At 69.7% G+C, this 15,486-nt stretch carries 15 protein-coding genes and 2 pseudogenes; 8 read left to right on the top strand and 9 right to left on the bottom strand.

Going from position 1 to position 15,486, the window contains the following annotated elements; translation table 11 throughout:
* Nucleotides 1-3 precede the first annotated feature (3 nt).
* Both ACFV4K_RS28720 and ACFV4K_RS28715 read right to left on the bottom strand, forming a co-directional pair.
* Nucleotides 4-849 (bottom strand): helix-turn-helix domain-containing protein, encoded by an 846-nt coding sequence (locus ACFV4K_RS28720; RefSeq protein WP_379279121.1) that lies wholly within the window; start codon nt 847-849, stop codon nt 4-6.
* Between the two features lie 30 nt (nt 850-879).
* On the bottom strand, nt 880-1,863 hold the full coding sequence (locus ACFV4K_RS28715; protein WP_379279120.1) for a cyclase family protein: 984 nt from the start codon (nt 1,861-1,863) through the stop codon (nt 880-882).
* Nucleotides 1,864-1,957: 94 nt separating this feature from the next.
* On the opposite strand from ACFV4K_RS28715, the gene ACFV4K_RS28710 reads away from it, so the two are divergent.
* The gene (locus ACFV4K_RS28710) at nt 1,958-2,395 is read left to right on the top strand and encodes a T6SS immunity protein Tdi1 domain-containing protein (protein WP_379279118.1); all 438 of its coding nucleotides are present in this window, start codon (nt 1,958-1,960) and stop codon (nt 2,393-2,395) included.
* A gap of 179 nt (nt 2,396-2,574) precedes the next feature.
* On the opposite strand, the pseudogene ACFV4K_RS28705 reads toward ACFV4K_RS28710, so the two are convergent.
* The 3 genes and pseudogenes from ACFV4K_RS28705 to hutH form a co-directional block, all read right to left on the bottom strand.
* Nucleotides 2,575-3,385: pseudogene (locus ACFV4K_RS28705) on the bottom strand (hypothetical protein).
* Nucleotides 3,339-3,521 carry a hypothetical protein gene (locus ACFV4K_RS28700; protein WP_379279116.1) on the bottom strand — a complete coding sequence of 61 codons (183 nt, stop codon included), beginning with the start codon at nt 3,519-3,521 and terminating at the stop codon, nt 3,339-3,341. Before ACFV4K_RS28700 ends, ACFV4K_RS28705 begins: the two are co-directional and overlap by 47 nt.
* A complete protein-coding gene (gene hutH, locus ACFV4K_RS28695; protein ID WP_379279114.1) occupies nt 3,518-5,062 on the bottom strand; it encodes a histidine ammonia-lyase in 1,545 nt (514 codons plus the stop codon). The genes ACFV4K_RS28700 and hutH overlap by 4 nt, the downstream gene beginning before the upstream one ends.
* Nucleotides 5,063-5,157: 95 nt before the next feature.
* Between hutH and ACFV4K_RS28690 the strand changes: the two genes are divergently transcribed.
* The 5 genes and pseudogenes from ACFV4K_RS28690 (at nt 5,158) to ACFV4K_RS28670 (ending at nt 11,628) form a co-directional block, all read left to right on the top strand.
* Nucleotides 5,158-5,949, top strand: coding sequence for an SAM-dependent methyltransferase (locus ACFV4K_RS28690; RefSeq protein ID WP_379279113.1), 792 nt, complete (start codon nt 5,158-5,160; stop codon nt 5,947-5,949).
* A gap of 39 nt (nt 5,950-5,988) precedes the next feature.
* Complete coding sequence (locus tag ACFV4K_RS28685) at nt 5,989-7,005, top strand: alpha/beta hydrolase (protein ID WP_379279112.1); 1,017 nt, start codon at nt 5,989-5,991, stop codon at nt 7,003-7,005.
* A gap of 60 nt (nt 7,006-7,065) precedes the next feature.
* Nucleotides 7,066-7,422: pseudogene (locus tag ACFV4K_RS28680) on the top strand (hypothetical protein); the annotation flags it as partial.
* Between the two features lie 477 nt (nt 7,423-7,899).
* Complete coding sequence (locus ACFV4K_RS28675) at nt 7,900-10,737, top strand: arabinosyltransferase domain-containing protein (RefSeq protein ID WP_379279123.1); 2,838 nt, start codon at nt 7,900-7,902, stop codon at nt 10,735-10,737.
* Nucleotides 10,738-10,770: 33 nt separating this feature from the next.
* Nucleotides 10,771-11,628, top strand: a complete 858-nt coding sequence (locus ACFV4K_RS28670) for an aldo/keto reductase (RefSeq protein WP_379279111.1) — start codon at nt 10,771-10,773, stop codon at nt 11,626-11,628.
* Nucleotides 11,629-11,989: 361 nt separating this feature from the next.
* Here the strand turns inward: ACFV4K_RS28670 and ACFV4K_RS28665 are convergent, their stop codons facing one another.
* On the bottom strand, nt 11,990-13,111 hold the full coding sequence (locus ACFV4K_RS28665) for an alpha/beta hydrolase (RefSeq protein WP_379279109.1): 1,122 nt from the start codon (nt 13,109-13,111) through the stop codon (nt 11,990-11,992).
* 103 nt (nt 13,112-13,214) lie between these two features.
* Between ACFV4K_RS28665 and ACFV4K_RS28660 the strand changes: the two genes are divergently transcribed.
* Nucleotides 13,215-13,760 carry a hypothetical protein gene (locus tag ACFV4K_RS28660; RefSeq protein WP_379279108.1) on the top strand — a complete coding sequence of 182 codons (546 nt, stop codon included), beginning with the start codon at nt 13,215-13,217 and terminating at the stop codon, nt 13,758-13,760.
* On the opposite strand, the gene ACFV4K_RS28655 is transcribed toward ACFV4K_RS28660, so the two are convergent.
* The 3 genes from ACFV4K_RS28655 to ACFV4K_RS28645 are packed head-to-tail and all read right to left on the bottom strand — an operon-like array spanning nt 13,682 to nt 14,977.
* A complete protein-coding gene (locus ACFV4K_RS28655) occupies nt 13,682-13,993 on the bottom strand; it encodes a hypothetical protein (protein ID WP_379279106.1) in 312 nt (103 codons plus the stop codon). The two genes, ACFV4K_RS28660 and ACFV4K_RS28655, sit on opposite strands and share 79 nt — an antisense overlap.
* Before the next feature lie 9 nt (nt 13,994-14,002).
* On the bottom strand, nt 14,003-14,350 hold the full coding sequence (locus tag ACFV4K_RS28650; protein WP_379279104.1) for a nitroreductase/quinone reductase family protein: 348 nt from the start codon (nt 14,348-14,350) through the stop codon (nt 14,003-14,005).
* A gap of 12 nt (nt 14,351-14,362) precedes the next feature.
* A complete protein-coding gene (locus ACFV4K_RS28645; protein ID WP_379279102.1) occupies nt 14,363-14,977 on the bottom strand; it encodes a TetR/AcrR family transcriptional regulator in 615 nt (204 codons plus the stop codon).
* 173 nt (nt 14,978-15,150) lie between these two features.
* Here ACFV4K_RS28645 and ACFV4K_RS28640 point away from each other — a divergent pair.
* Nucleotides 15,151-15,486: metal-dependent hydrolase (locus tag ACFV4K_RS28640; protein ID WP_379279100.1), on the top strand; the 336-nt coding region annotated here is incomplete at its 3' end.

Genomic DNA, 15,486 nt, shown 5'->3' with positions numbered 1-15,486 from the left:
GCGTCACCCAGGGGACGCCGGGGTCGCGCCCCGCTCACCGAGTTCGAGCCGGAACCCGGTGGGGGTGGTCGCGGTGTGGGCGCGGAAGAACTTGGTGAAGTTGGCCGGGTCGTCGAAGCCGAGGTGGCGAGCGCAGTCGGCGGTGGTCGCGGGACCCTGCGCGAGCAGGCGTTTCGCCTCCAGGATGACGCGCGCGTTCACGTACTGCTTGGCGGTGACCCCGGTGGCGGCCTGCACGGCGCGTGAGAGGGTGCGCGGCGAGTAGCCGAGTTGCGCCGCGTACCAGGACACTTCGCGGGTGTCGGCGTGGCAGCGTTCGACCAGGCGCGCGAACCGGCCGAAGAGGTCGGCGGGTTCCGGCGGCGCCGGCAGGGCCGCGGACAGTCGAAGCGTGACCGCTCCGAGCAGGTGCCCGAGGATGGCGGCGTCGGGCGGATCAGCGGCGTATTCCCCGGCCAGGTGGTCGAAGGCGCTGTCGGTCAGGGCGTTCGCGGCCACGATCGGGGGCGTGGACGGCAGCCGTCCGAGCACCGCGGCCGGGATCAGGTCGGAGCGCACCAGCACGAGATCGCCCTTCAGGTCGGCGATGTCGTCCCAGCGATGCGTCCAGCCGGGATGGATCCAGGCGATGGTGTCGGCGGTGATCTCGTGTGCCGCGAAGTCGACGGTCAGCCGCCCGCTGCCCGCGGTGCACCGGGCCAGTACGTGGAAGTCGCCGCGAATGGTCTCCCGGCCCAGCGCCTCGGACATGCCGCGGAGCCGGTCGAAATCCAGCAGTTCGAGGCCGGTGGGGGAACCGGCCCTCGGCGCGTACCGCGGTGTTCGGCTGGGTTGTCCGCTTTCGACCATGAGCGTTGCCGAATCTACCTGTCGCCTCTCCTATTTGATGGCGATCGGGCTGATCGGGCTCCCCACCGCGCCGGGAATTCGCAAGGCGGGCGCGCAGAGCAGGAAGTCGTAGACGCCGTCCTCGGCGCAATCGCGGGACAGCGCTTCGAGATCCCAGATCTCGCCGAGCGGCATGCCCATGTCCCGCAGCGCGATCATGTGCAGCGGCATCATGACGCCGTCCTCGGGCCGGATCACCTCGACGGCCGGGTTGTCGGCGGCGACGGCGGCGATGTCGTGTTCGTGGAACCATTCCGCGCAGCGCCAGCTCAGGCCGGGGCTGCCCGCGAACCATTCGCCGTGCCTGCGGGTTTCGAGGAAGCGGGTCCACCAGCCGGTGCGCACCACCAGGATGTCGCCGGGCCGCAGCTCGACATCCTGGGCCTCGGCCACCGCGGCCAGCTCCTGCGGGCTGATGACGCCGGCGGGTTCGAGCCGGTCCACGTTCCGGTGCCGGGCCACGTCCAGCAGGACGCCGCGGCCGACAACGCCGCCGCCCTCGGCGATCCGCTCGATGCCCAGCTGGGTCGCGCCGAAGCTGGTGACCGAACCAGCCGGATACCCGTTGTAGAGCAGTCCGTCGTAGTACACGTGCGAGATGGCGTCCCATTGCGTGGATGATTGCAGCGGCATCATCAGGTAGTCGTCGTTGAAGCGCATCGGGCCGTGCCCGTACAGTCCGGCGACCTGGGCTTCGGTGGGTCCGCCCCAGCCTTCGAGGTAGCCCGCGAGCTCGGCGTCGCCGCCGTCGATGGACATCAGGTGGATGGGGTTGCGCCGATAACCGCTGGAACCCTGCGGCCCATAGGCGTCGATGGGGATGCCGAGCTGGATGGTGCGGCCCCGCAGCGCCCGGGTGGCGGCGTAGGCGATGCGGTCCGGGGTGAGGTGATTCAGCGCCCCGAGCTGGTCGTCTTCGCCCCAGCGGCCCCAGTTGCGCACGCGCTCAGCGGCTTTGCGCCATTCCTCGGTCACCGGGCACCTCCATGTCGATCGGTCGCTCGATATCTACCCGGTGCGGCGGAGCCTGTCGAGTGAGAGTCCCGGTCGGTCTGGTTGGATGGGCGCGGTGACCAGCGTTCCCTTCCGCCTCATCGGCGACCTGCGTATGGACCGGGTGATGCCGGCGTGGGCCGAGCAGTATCCGCCGTACGACACGGTGGTCGGCTACTCGGATCTGGGGCACGCGTTCCTGATGAGCAGCCGCACCGGCGAGTACGGCATCTTCGACCCGTACAGTCCCGGCGTCAAGGATTACGGCGTCTTCACCGAGGTCACCGATTTCGTCAGCCGGGTCCTGTTCGATCCGAGCGTCATCACCTACGTGCTGCAGCCGGGTCATGTCGCCGAGATCCGCCGGCGCCTCGGCCCGCTCGACGACGACGAGGTCTACATCGCCACCCCGTACCCCTTCCTCGGCGGTTCCGAGACGCCCGACGCCTATCAGAAGGGCGGCGTCTGGGTGTTCTTCGATCTGGTGGCGCAGGCGCACGAACAGGATTCGTGAGCAAGCTCCCCGTCGCGGGGTCGCCCGGGCGGTATGGTCGGGCCGTTGCGCCGCCGAAAAGGAGTGATGGCCATGCCGATTCGTCGCGGGCTCACGGTCGCGGTCCGGCGGGCGGCACTGGTCGCGGGCACGGTGAGCGTCGCCGGCATTCCTCGGCGCCCACCTGCCCTGAGCGGCGGCTAGCCGGGCCTCACCTGTTCGCCGTGCCGCCAGACCGACCAGGTCAGCGGGACGCCGGGGCGGTACGCGAGGTGGATGGCCGACGGGGCGTCGAGAATGTGGAGGTCGGCCGCGGAGTCTGGGCGCAGCACTCCCACCGCGCCGGGTGCCGTCAGATCGTGGGCGAGCGCCAGAGCGCCACCAGCGGTCGCGGCCCAGATCGCCTCGGCGATAGTCAGATTCATCTGGAGGACGGCGGTGGCCACGCAGTACGCCATGGACGTCGTACAGGAGCTGCCGGGGTTGGCGTTCGTGGCGAGCGCGATCCGGGCGCCGGCATCCAGCAGGCGTCGAGCCGGTGCGAGCGGCTGGTGAGTGGAGAGATCGCAGGCCGGCAGCAGGGTGGCGACAGGTGGTGCCCTGCCGCAGGGCTTCGGCCCGCAACCGGCGCAGGTTCGCGGCCAGGGTGGCATCGCTCGCCACACGGGTGGCATCGACCGTGGTGCGAATACCTCCCGCGGAGTAGGCGATTCCGCTCATCCGGGCCCCGAATTCAGCGGTGCGATCCCCCGCGAACACCAGGTGGGTGTGACTGTCCACCCAACCGGGCAGCACGGCCCGGCCGCCGGCGTCCACGTGGTGATCGGCAGCCGGAGCCGACGCGGTGGGGCCGATCCAGCGCACCAGGTCGTCCTCGATCACCAGGGCCGCGTCACGCAGGACGCCGCACTCCGCCGTATTGGTGGTGAGTTCGCCGATGCCGGTGATGACCGTGGCCGCCGGGTCATCGCCATAGTGCTCCGATCTCGGTGTCGAGGGCCGCGGCGACATCGCCGAGGGTGCCGTGCACGCGATCGCGGACCACCCGAGGCGGCGTGCGCGGTGGCGACGGACAGCAGTTCACCGGCCCCTGCCAGGTGCGGGCGGTGAGGGTGCTGCCGCGGGCGGCGCGAACCGTTCTGGTCATGACGAAACCCCTTGCCCGAGGAGGTGATCCATCGCTCCTGAATGCAGGAGGTCGGTGACGGCGGCGATATCGGGTGCGAGATGGCGATCGGGTCCGGGACCGGGCACCCGGGTGCGGACCAGGTCCCGCAGTGCGCCGGTCACCAGGGCGGGCCGCAGTGGCGCGCGGAAGTCCAAGGCCCGTGCGGCGGTGAGCAGTTCGATGGTCAGCACGGTCGTCAGCCCGTCCACCGCGCGGCGCAGTTTGCGGGCCGCCGTCCACCCCATGGACACGTGGTCCTCCTGCATGGCGCTCGAGGGTATGGAGTCCACGGACGCCGGTACCGCGCACCGCTTCAGCTCCGACACCACCCCGGCCTGCGTGTACTGCGCGATCATGTACCCGGAGTCGACTCCCGGATCGGCCGCCAGGAACGCGGGCAGCCCGTGTGAACGGTGCACGTCGAGCATCCGGTCGGTGCGCCGTTCGGCGATCCCGGCCACGTCGGCGACGGCGATGGCCAGGAAGTCGAGCACATAGCCCACCGGCGCCCCGTGGAAGTTGCCGTTGGACTCCACCCGGCCGTCCGCCAGCACCACGGGATTGTCGATGGCGGAGGCCAATTCGCGTTCGGCGACAGTCTCGGCGTGGGTGAGGGTGTCGCGGGCCGCGCCGTGCACCTGCGGCGCGCACCGCAGCGAGTAGGCGTCCTGCACCCGCGGGCAGTCCTCCCCGCGATGGCTGGCCACGATCTCCGAGCCGGCCAGCGCCGACCGCATGCGCGCGGCCGACACCGCCTGCCCGGGATGCGGGCGCAGGGCCTGGAGGTCGGCGGCGAAGACGCGGTCGGTGCCCAGCAGCGCCTCCACGCTCATGGCGGCGGTGAGGTCGGCCAGGTCGAAGAGCCGGTGCAGGTCCTCGATGGCCAGCACCAGCATGCCGAGCATGCCGTCGGTGCCATTGGTGAGGGCCAGACCTTCCTTCTCCGCCAAGGTGATCGGCGTCAGCCCGTGCTCGGCCAGCGCGGGCGCGATCGGTCGCGCACCGTCGGGGCCGAGCACCGAGCCCTCCCCCATGAGTGCCAGCGCGACCGCGGCCAGCGGCGCGAGATCGCCCGAGCAGCCCAGCGAACCGTATTCCGGCACCACCGGAATCAGTCCGCTGTCCAGTAGCGCGGCCAGTGCGCGGGCGGTCTCGGGCCGGATGCCGGTGTGCCCGGACAGCAAGGTGCGCAGCCGCAGCAGCATCATGGCGCGCACCACCTCGGGTTCGACGGGCGCTCCAGCCCCGGCGGCGTGTGAGCGAATGAGCGAGCGCTGCAGATCGGTTCGCCGATCCGCCGGAATGTGCCGCAGGGCCAGGGCCCCGAATCCGGTGGACACCCCGTAGACGGGCCGGTCGCTGTGCGCCAGCTCGTCGATGTCACGGCGCCTGCGTTCCAGGTCCGCCAGTGCCCGCGCGTCGACGTCCACCCACGCGTGGTGACGGGCCACCGCCACCACCGCCGCCCGCGTCAGGGGCCCCGCTCCCACCGGTACCCGCTCGGTTCCGATTCGCGTCATGGGAACCATTCTGGCGGCTTGCGGGTAAGCTGCGCGTTTCCCTCTGGCGCGCGCCGCCGATTGTTACCATCGGCGTGGATGTCGAGGAAGGTGCGGTGTCCGAGAACAATCGAGCACCGGTTGGCGTGGACCCGTTCCGGCCCAACCCTGCTCGGGTGTACAACTACATGCTCGGCGGCAAGGACAATTACGACGCCGATCGCGAATACGGCGATCGGATGCTCGAAGTAGCACCCGATACCCGGGTCACCGCCTGGCACAGCCGGCGTTTCCTGCTGCATGGCGTCGAACTGGCCGCCGACGCGGGCATCCGCCAGTTCGTGGATATCGGCGCGGGCATTCCGATCTCGCCGAATGTGCACGAGGTGGCGCAGGAGATCGAGCCGAGCTCGATCGTGGCGTCCATCGATTTCGATCCCGTGGTGTACGCCCACAGCAATGCGCTGCTGACCGGTGCGCCGGGGGTGACGCCGATCCTCGCCGACATTTGTGAGCCGGACAAGATTCTCGAATTGGCGCGTATCGAAGCCGGAATCGACTTCTCGCAGCCGGTCGCCTTCCTCATCGTCGGCGTGCTGCATTTCGTCATGGACGACGAGAAGCCGTTCGAGGCGGTGGCCCGCCTGCGCGAGGCCATGGCCCCGGGCAGCCTGCTCGTCATCCAGCACGCCTCCACCAATACCCATCCGTTCTTCAAGGACGCGGCCGCCACCAATGCCGCGAACAGCCCAGCCCAGCCCGATTTCCGCCCGCCGGAACGCGTGGCGGGGTTCTTCGAGGGCCTGGAGATGCTGTCCCCGGGTCTGGTCCCCGCCAACGAGTGGCTGGCGGTCGACCCGGGCCCGACCAGTCTCGTCGTCCTCTGCGGTATCGGCCGGAAGAACTGAGCCGCAGCATATTCCGATCGCCGGAAGGGAATCACTCACGTGCACACCAAGTTCCGGGCGCTGGCCGTGAGCGCCGCCGTGACGCTGTTGTGCTTCACCCCGGGCATCGCCCAGGCCGACGACTCGACGCCCGGCCGATGCCAGGACGTCAGCTTCCCGGTGCCGCAGGGCACGCTGTCGGGGACGCTGTGCCTGCCCGACGGGCCCGCCGACGCGGTCATGGTCCTGATGTCGGGCTCCAACTACAACCACGTCTACTGGGATTTCCCGTACGAGCCGGAGACCTACAACTTCCGGCAGGCCATGAACAAGGCCGGATACGCGACACTGGTCGCCGACCGGCTCGGGAACGGCGCGAGCAGCCGGCCACCCAGCCTCTCACTGACGGCCACCGCCACCGCCGACGCCCTGCACGTCATGGTGCGGTCGCTGCGCGCCGGACTGGCGGGCAACGCCCCCTTCGCCAAGGTGGTCACGGTCGGGCACTCGCTCACCTCCAGCACCTCGATCATGGAGGCCATCGGCTATCACGATGTGGACGGCGTGGTGCTCACCGGCTACTCGCACACGCTCAGCGTCCCCGACGTGCTGGGGGTGATCAGCAGCTACTACCCGGCCGTCGAGGATCCCGGATTCGCCCGGCGCGGTTACGATTCCACGTATCTGGTCACCCGCCCCGGGGCCCGCGCCGCCGATTTCTACGGCCTGAGCCCGGATCCGAACGTGGTCGCCCTGGACGAGGCCACCAAGGAGACCTTCTCCCTCACCGAGTATCCCGACGGCCTGCTCGCCACCCTGCCCGGCGAGTCCAGCCTGATGACGGCACCGGTGCTGCTGGTGGACGGCAGCCGCGACCGCATGGTCTGCGGGCCGGGCTTCAGTGTCTGCGCGGACAGCGCCACCCTCCAGGCCGCCGAGAGTCCCTACTTCTCACCGGCCGCGAAATTGCGCGCCTACGTGCTGCCGGACAGTGGCCACGCCATCAACCTGGCCCCGAACACCCGCGACTATCACGCGGTCGTGGTCGATTGGATGCGGTCGATCGTCGGCCACTGAAACGGGGGCCGCGGAAATCCGCGATGAGATTCGCGGACGCGATGGCTAGCATCGGCGTTCGTGCGTTCAGTTTCCGGGGGAAGTTTTCACATTCGACTGATCGCCCTCGTGGCGGGGGTGCTCGGTGTTCTGCTGGCGGTGCTGGCGCCGCTGCTGCCGGTCCGGCAGGATCGGGCGAGTATCGATTGGCGACCGGCGCAGGCGATTCAGCTGACCGCGCCATTGGTGGGCTTTGTGCCGCTCACGCTGGATCTCCGGGTGCCGTGCGCGGCGCTGCGGGAACTGCCCAGCGGCACGGTGCTGTCGACGGTGCCGACCCAGGCCCCGGGCGGGACCGCCAAGGGGTTGATCGCGCGGATCGAGGAACTGCCGGGCAGCGGGCGCACGTTATCGGTGACGCTGCGCGACAAGCCGCTGATCACGGCGTCGGTGTTCCAAATGACGGGCGTCGGAACAGCTTCCGAGACCGCGATCACCACACCGTCCGGTGTCACGCCGCAAGCGGTGCCGCCTCCACCGGGTTCGACCCCGGCGGCGGTCCCGCCATCCACGGGAAGCACTCCGCCCGCCGGTGCGAAGCTGCCCCAGGGCGGGACGACGCCCACCGGCCCCGCTCCGTCCGACGGGCCGACTCCGCCCGTGGGCGCCACACCGCCTGCCGGATCGCCGCCGACGGGCCCCACGCCACCGGCGGGTCAGACCCCACCGGGAGGCCCGACTCCGCCTGCCGGACTCACACCGCCGACCGGGCCGCCTCCCCCCGCCGGATCCGCACCGGCCGCTGACGCACCGCTGCCGCCTGCCGGTTCCGGAAGCAGCACTGAGCCCGGACCTGGTTCCGGTGCCGGCTCGACTCCGAATATCGTGCCGCACAACGGTTGCGACGCTCTGGTCGTGCACTCGACGGCGAATGGTACGACCGCCGAACTGACCGGACTCGGGACCCCGGAAGGTAAGCCGTTCCGGTCCACGGTGGCCGAGGATATTCGGCCGCAGATCGTGGGCGTGTACACCGATCTGGATCAGGCTCGCCTGGGTGATGCCACACTGCACGCCGAGGTGGACGCGCGGTTCTCGTCGCGGCCGAGCGTGTGGAAGCTGGCGGCCATGGCGGGTGCGGGATTGTGCACGCTGGTGGCGCTGGCCTGCCTGTATTTCCTCGATGCCGCCGACGGTCGGCGCAGGCGGCGGTTCCTGCCGGCGCGGTGGTGGCGGTTCACCGGCACCGACGCCGTGGTGCTCGCGACGCTGGGCCTCTGGCACGTGATCGGGGCCAATACCTCCGATGACGGCTACATCCTCACCATGGCGCGGGTGTCGAAGCACGCGGGTTACACCGCGAACTACTACCGCTGGTACGGGGTGGCGGAGGCGCCGTTCGGGTGGCCGTACGAACTGCTGGCGCAGATGACCCGGATCAGTGACGCGAGCGTCTGGCTGCGATTGCCCGCACTGCTGGCCGGGGTGCTGTGCTGGTGGGTGATCAGCCGGGAGGTCCTGCCGCGCTTGGGTTCCCGGGTGCGGTCGGCGGGACCGCGCTGGACCGCGGCACTGGTGTTCCTGGCCCTGTGGCTGCCGTACAACAACGGCCTGCGTCCCGAACCGTTCATCGCCCTGGGCGCGCTGTTGACCTGGTGTTCCATCGAGCGCGCCATCGCGACGCGTCGCCTGCTGCCCGCCGCGGCGGCGGTCCTGATCGCGGCGTTCTCCTTGGCGGCGGGTCCGTCCGGATTGATCTGTCTGGCAGCGCTGTTCGCCGGTTCCCGGCGGGTGTTGTTCGTGCTGGCCGCCCAAGTCCGGGCCACCTCCGGCGGGTTGCTCGGCTATCTCGCGCGCATCGCTCCCGTGCTCACGGCGGGCACCCTGGTGCTGACGGTCGTCTTCGCCGATCAGACGCTGACGGCGGTGGCCGAGGCCACCCGGGTGCGGAAACTGGTGGGCCCCGACTTTTCCTGGCCGGATGAGCCGACCCGCTGGATCTCACTGCTCTCGCTGACTCCGGACGGTTCCCTGTCCCGCCGCTTCGGCGTGCTCGCCATGCTGCTGTGCCTGGCCGTCTGCCTGGCGGTGGCGTTGCGCAAGGGCGGCCGGATTCCGGACACCGCGCGCGGCCCGGTGGCCCGGGTGCTCGGCATCGCCGTGATGTCGCCGCTGCTCATGGCTTTCACCCCGACCAAATGGACGCACCACTTCGGCGTCTACGCCGGCCTGGCGGGGGCGCTGGCCGCGGTGACGGCGGTCGCGGTGGGCGGCAACGGGATTCGACTACCGTACTTGCGCACCCTGTTCGCGGCGGCGGTCCTGTTCCTGGTGGCGTTCAGCTTCACCGGCTCCAACGGCTGGTGGTACGTCTCCGGTTACGGCGTGCGCTGGCCCGATCGCGCACCGCTGGCGGGTGGCGTCGGAATCGCTTCGCTGATCTTCGGGCTGGGTGCGCTGTGCCTGGCCGTGGCCGCCTGGCAGTACTATCGCGAACCCTATCGTTCCGGCGGAAATAACAGGGCCGCCGCACCTTTCGACCGGATCGCCGTCCGGCCGCTGACCATCGCCGCCGCCGTGCTCGTGGCCTTCGAAGTGGCGACCATGGCTTCCGCCGCCTGGTCGCAATACCCGGCGTACTCCGTCGCACTGTCGAATATCCGCGCGCTGGAGGGCAAACCGTGCGCGATGGCCGACGACGTCCTGGTGGAGACCGCGACGGCAGACTCGGTCCTCCAGCCGTACACGGGCGCACCGGGGGATGGACTCGCCGCCGACAACAGCGGATTCACCGCCAATGGCGTCGGCGACCCTGCCCCTGAAGGCGGTCCGGGCGGCGGCACCGGGAGCGGCGGCAAGCCGTCCACTCCCCCGCCCGGCGGCGGCCCGACCGACAAACCGAAGTCCGATCCCGGCATCAATGGCAGCACCGTCGCGCTGCCCTACGGCCTGGATCCCAAACGCACACCGGTGCTGGGCGACTACACCGCCGATCACGCCCGGCCGAGCCACCTGACTACCCAGTGGTATCGCCTGGATCTCGTTGCGGTACAGCAGGACTCGGCCTTCAAGGCCCTGGTCCTGACTGTCGCCGGTCACATCGCGGGCGAGCAGCAGGGCCACCGGGTCGACGGAGCCGCCCTCCGCGTGGAGTTCGCGCACCGCGCCGACGACGGCACCCTCCAGCCCCGCGGCGATCTGACCCCGCCCACGGTCGGCGGCGCACCCGGATGGCGCAACCTGCCTATCCCCCTGGACCGAATCCCGGTCGGCGCCAATGCTGTTCGCCTGGTCGCCACTATGGACGACCCCACCGGCAAACAGTGGCTGGCCGTCACGCCGCCACGCCTCCCACGCCTGGCCACCTTGGACGCGGTGGTCGGCCACGACGCCCCGGTGCTGACGGATTTCCATGTCGGCCTGGCCTTCCCGTGCCAGCACCCGTTCGATCACCGCGACGGCGTCGCCCAGCTCCCGGCCTGGCGCATCCTGCCGGACAAGCTCAATGCCCAGGTCGCCACCACCTGGCAGGGCGATTCGGGCGGCGGCCCGCTCGGCTGGTCGGATCTGCTGGTGCGCTCCGAGCCCGTCCCCGCCTACCTGGACCACGACTGGACCCGCGACTGGGGCGAACTCCAGCGCCTCACCCCGTACGTCGACGCCCCCGCCGCCCCGGTCACCGTGCGGGTGGAGAACCGTTGGGGCTGGGCCGGGGACGACCCCATCCGCGCCGACCCGGCCCGGACCCCGTAGCCGGGCGGCGCGGGGAGCCTATAGTCGGTCGATATGACCTTTCGCAGCGAGAGCAGCACGGTGCCGTCGGTCGTCCTGAACGACGGACATGTGATTCCGACGCTCGGTTTCGGGGTGTTCCAGGTCGCCGACGCGGAGGCGTTCGACGTCGTGACCGCCGCGCTCGGCGCGGGGTACCGCAGCATCGACACGGCCGCGATCTACGGCAACGAGGTCGAGGTGGGCCGCGCGATCCGCGAGTCCGGAGTGCCGCGCGACGAGGTCTACCTGACCACGAAGCTGTGGAACTCCGAACAGGGCTACGACTCGACCCTGCGCGCCTTCGACGAGAGCATGACCCGGCTCGGCCTGGACTACCTGGACCTGTACCTCATTCACTGGCCGGTGGCGCAGGCGGACCGGTTCCTCGACACCTTCCGGGCCTTCCAGACGCTGAAGTCGCAGGGCCGGGTCGGTTCGATCGGCGTCTCGAACTTCACCCGCGACCATCTGTCCCGGGTGATGGCCGAGACCGGCGAGATCCCGGCGGTGAACCAGATCGAACTGCACCCGCACCTGGGCCAGGCGGACCTGCGTGCCTTCCACGCCGAGAACGGCATCGCCACCGAGGCGTGGAGTCCGCTCGGGCAGGGCGCGGATCTGAAGGATCCGGTCGTGGTGGAGATCGCGGAGGAGACCGGCCGCACCCCGGCGCAGGTGATCATCCGCTGGCATCTGCAGCTGGGCAATGTGGTGATCCCGAAGTCGGTGACGCCGTCGCGCATCCGGGAGAACTTCGACGTCTTCGGTTTCGAGCTGACCGCCGACCAGATGCACCGCATCACCGCCCTCGATCAGGGCGCCCGGATCGGCCCCGACCCGGACGTCTTCACCTACGGATTGGACGTTTAGACGAAATCCCGGCCGGAATCCGCTGAGCGGGACGATATCTGGCCGACCGGCGTGAGGGTTCGGACGCTTACCGGGAAGCGGCGCTTCCCCGGTGAAATCGAACAGCAGCCGCTCGGACATCGGCTTGGCCGATTCGGCCAGGCGTGCAAGACGGTCTTCCACCCGCTGGCCGTCGACAACGCGCGCTGACCCGCCGGGGTCAGGCGGCGACGAGGTGTTCGACGCGATCGCGCTCGATGTACAGGTCCCAGTAGACGCGGGCGATGTCCATCGGGCGCGGCGTGCGGCGAGAACTCCAGAAAAGAAGATCCGCTGCCGGCCGGTACCCCGGTCGGCAGCGGATCTTCGGTATCGCGACCCGCTAGTTCTGCGGCGGGCCGGCAGGACCGTTCGGCGGCTGCGCACCGCCCGGACCGTCCCCGGGCGGCGGGGCCGGCTGTGCGCCCGGCGGCAGCGGCTTGCCGATGTGCTGGGCCAGGTCCGGCAGCATGCGCGTGGCGACCTGCTCCCAGTTGCCCCAGTTGTGGACGCCGATGCTCGGGAAGTCGTAGCTGACATTGTCGTAGCCGAGCGCCTGCAGACGGGACTGGAACGCCTTGGTGTTCGCCAGGGCGATGCCCTCCAGGGGCATGCCCTGGATGATCGCGTCCGGCGAGGACAGGTCCTGCTGCGCCGGGGTCCCGCTGCCCGCGGCGATGTAGAGCCGCGTGTTGTTCTCGATCAGCTTGGGCGCGAAGCCGTACGGGTCCATGCGCTGCCATTTGGCGCTGCCCACGGCGGCCATGGAATCGATGTTGTAGCCGCCCGCGGCGAGCAGCGCCAGGCGCAGCGCCTCCCGCATGCCGGGCGCCGCCAGGGACAGATAGCCCGACATCGAACCGGCGTAGACGAACTGGTCCGGATGGTAGGCGGCCATCAGCAGCGCCGCGCTGCCGCCACTGGACAGTCCGAAGATGCCGTTGCGAGAGTCACTGAACCCCAGGCGATCCCGCAGCGCGTCCCGAAGATCGTGGGTGAGGAAGGTCTCCCACTGATAGGTGTAGGACTTGCCGGAGCTCTCGTCCCAGCCCGCGATGGCGGACCCGGAGTCGCGGCTCGGGAACAGCCCGGCGTCCGGATTCACGCCGCCGAAGCTGCTCGGGGCGTCCCAGTCCTGGTAGAAGCTGGACTCGCCGCCGACCGGCAGCACCACATTGATATTGAATTTGGCCAGTGCGGCCGGGATCTCGGTGTGCAGTTCCCAGCCGTTGTAGTCGTTCTGGGCGCGTTCCCCGTCGAGCAGGTACACCACCCGATCGGTATTGCCGTCCGCCGCCCGCACGATCCGGGTCTTGATCGAACCCATGCCCGAGTCGACGAAGAAGTCGAATGCCTTGGGATTCGGCTCCGCCGCAACCGGTCCGGCCGTCACCACCGCCGCCCACGGCACCACGGTCGCCAGCGCGGCTCCCACCAGGCCCCGTTTGGCCCATCCACCCCGCATATCCTGTTGTCTCCCCTCGATCCTCCCCCGCTGCCCTGTTCCCGGCGCGGCGGTCCGCCAGGCAGCATATCCGGTGTGCCCGGGCCGGTCGCCCCGAATACCATTGCCGCCCAGCCGGGATCGGCTGACCACCTCGAGCTCAGGCGATTCCACGACCACCCACACCCACCGGTTCATCGTCGTGCTGGTCCTGCTGGATCGGCCCCACCCGTGGCTGGCGGTGCAACGACGCGGCTTGATGTCGCAGTTCGGGCGGGCCTTGTTCGGCGACAAGCCGACCGCGACCGGCAATGTCATGTTCGACGCGCAGTATCAGATCAGCGCCGCGGACGCTTCGCACGCCAAGGCCATGATCAGCCCGCCCCTGATCGCCGCGCATATCGCGAACGCGGTGCCGCAGTGGACGCTGCAGGGCAATGGGCTGCTCGGCTACTTCCCGGCGGGAAAGTTCAACGACCCGAACCTGATTCCCGGCTATGCCGGCCCTTTGCTGCATGTCGCGGACCTGCTCGGCCCGGTGGACTTCGCCGCACCGGTCGACCGCTGGTCGCCGTCTCGACCGGTGGATGGTCAGGCGGGCTCGAGGGTGAATTCCGGGCTGCGCCCGCGGGCGTCCAGCCGCCCGTCACCCCAGCTCGAACTGCCGTAGGCGTCGACCTCGATCGCATACGTCCCCGCGGGCAGGTCATCGGGCAGCCGGACCGAGGCGCGGTCCAGCCGATCGACCAGGCTCAGATAGGTTCGGGGCGAGGGGGATTCGACCGCGACCAGGAACACCCGCGCGGACTCGAAGCGCGGCGAGTCCGCGTCCGAGGACCAGCACACGCGCAGTGACCGATGCGCCCCATCGGCGAATTCCACGGTCACACGCAGCACCGGCACCCCTCCAGGCTAGACCGCGTCGACGAGGGTCACGCGAACGCTGACCCGCCCGTTGTCGCGCTCGGTCACCGCGTGGCCGCTGCGGTCAACGCCCTGGAGGCGCAGCGAGATCGGCCCGCCCGCGCCCAGGAAGTTGCGCCACCACGTCTTCTTCTCCGGCATGGCGACACCGATGACGATGTCCGTGCCGGAGCGCATGTACCCGACCGGCAGCGAGAAGGTCTTGCCCGACTTCCGCCCGGTGTAGGTGATGACCACCAGCCCGCGTCCCACGAACGGCCCGATCACGGGTAGCTCGGTCAGCGCGGCGATGCCCGCGTTGACGCCGCTCATCAGCTGTGCCACAAAATTTTTCACGATGGTGCCCTTCTAGTTCATGACCGTCGACTGGGCGATGATGGCCGATCCCATCCAGCGGCGCAGGTAGCGCCGCAGTTCGGCGTCGCTGCGCGGCGGGTTGCCCGGGGAGATGAAGAACGACTGCATGGTGCGCAGCAGGAATTCGACCAGCTCGCGCAGGGATTCGTCGTCGTAGCCGTAGTGCCGCCAGTCGACGTCGAAGCGTCTGATCATGGTGAGGCCGAAGGCCTGCGCCTCATCGGAGGTGATGCCCGCGGGGTCGGCGCTGGAGGAGGTGGCGGCCAGCAGCAGGCCCAGGTGCGGGGTCCGGCGGACCTCGGTGAGGGTGTACGCGATGCCGTGGGTCATCGCCTCGACCGCATCGGTCATGCCGCTGACCTCGGCTTCGAGGCGATCCAGGAAGCCGTCCACGGAGGCGATGGCGGAGGCCCGCATGAGGGCGTCGGCGCTGGGGAAGTAGCGGTAGACGGTCTGCCGGATCACGCCGAGGGATTCCGCGACGTCGGCGATGCTGATCGCGGCGCCGGTGCGCGCGATCAATTCGACTGCGGCGGCGACGATTCGATCCGACGCCTCCGCGTCGTTCTCCGGGGGACGACCTCCCCATCCGCGCCTGCGTGCCACGGCCCGACCGTAACACGCGGACATCGACAACCCACCGCAGCATGCCCCTGAGCAGGGATTTCATATCATACACTTGTACACGTGAGTGTATGTTTGTATGTTCACAGCGGCAGCGGTGCGCGCGACCGGGCCACCGGCCCCCACCCCCTCCGGAAGACGAGGAATCGCCCGATATGACTGATCTGATTGTGCGGAAGCTGACTTTCGCGTTCGAGCAACACGACGTGCCGTTCCTCTGGAATCCGGAGAACCCGGCCTTCTCCAGCATGGCCAACGCGGTGTCGTTCCTGGCCATCGGTTTCGAGAAGATGATCGTGCAGATGATCACCCAGGCGAAGTCGCAGTTCACCGACCCCGAGGTCGCCGAGGAAGCCGACGCCTTCATGCGGCAGGAGGGGCAGCATTCCACCGCCTACCGCCAGCACGTGCGCGGCCTGATCCGCGCCTACCCAGGCCTGCAGGAGACCCTCGACGAGGTGGTGGGGGAATTCGACAAGCTCACCGCCGAG

It is taken from the genome of Nocardia sp. NPDC059764 (assembly GCF_042732555.1).
GTDB lineage: Bacteria > Actinomycetota > Actinomycetes > Mycobacteriales > Mycobacteriaceae > Nocardia.
Note: the sequence above shows the minus strand (reverse complement) of the source record. Positions and strands in the feature narration are given on the sequence as shown.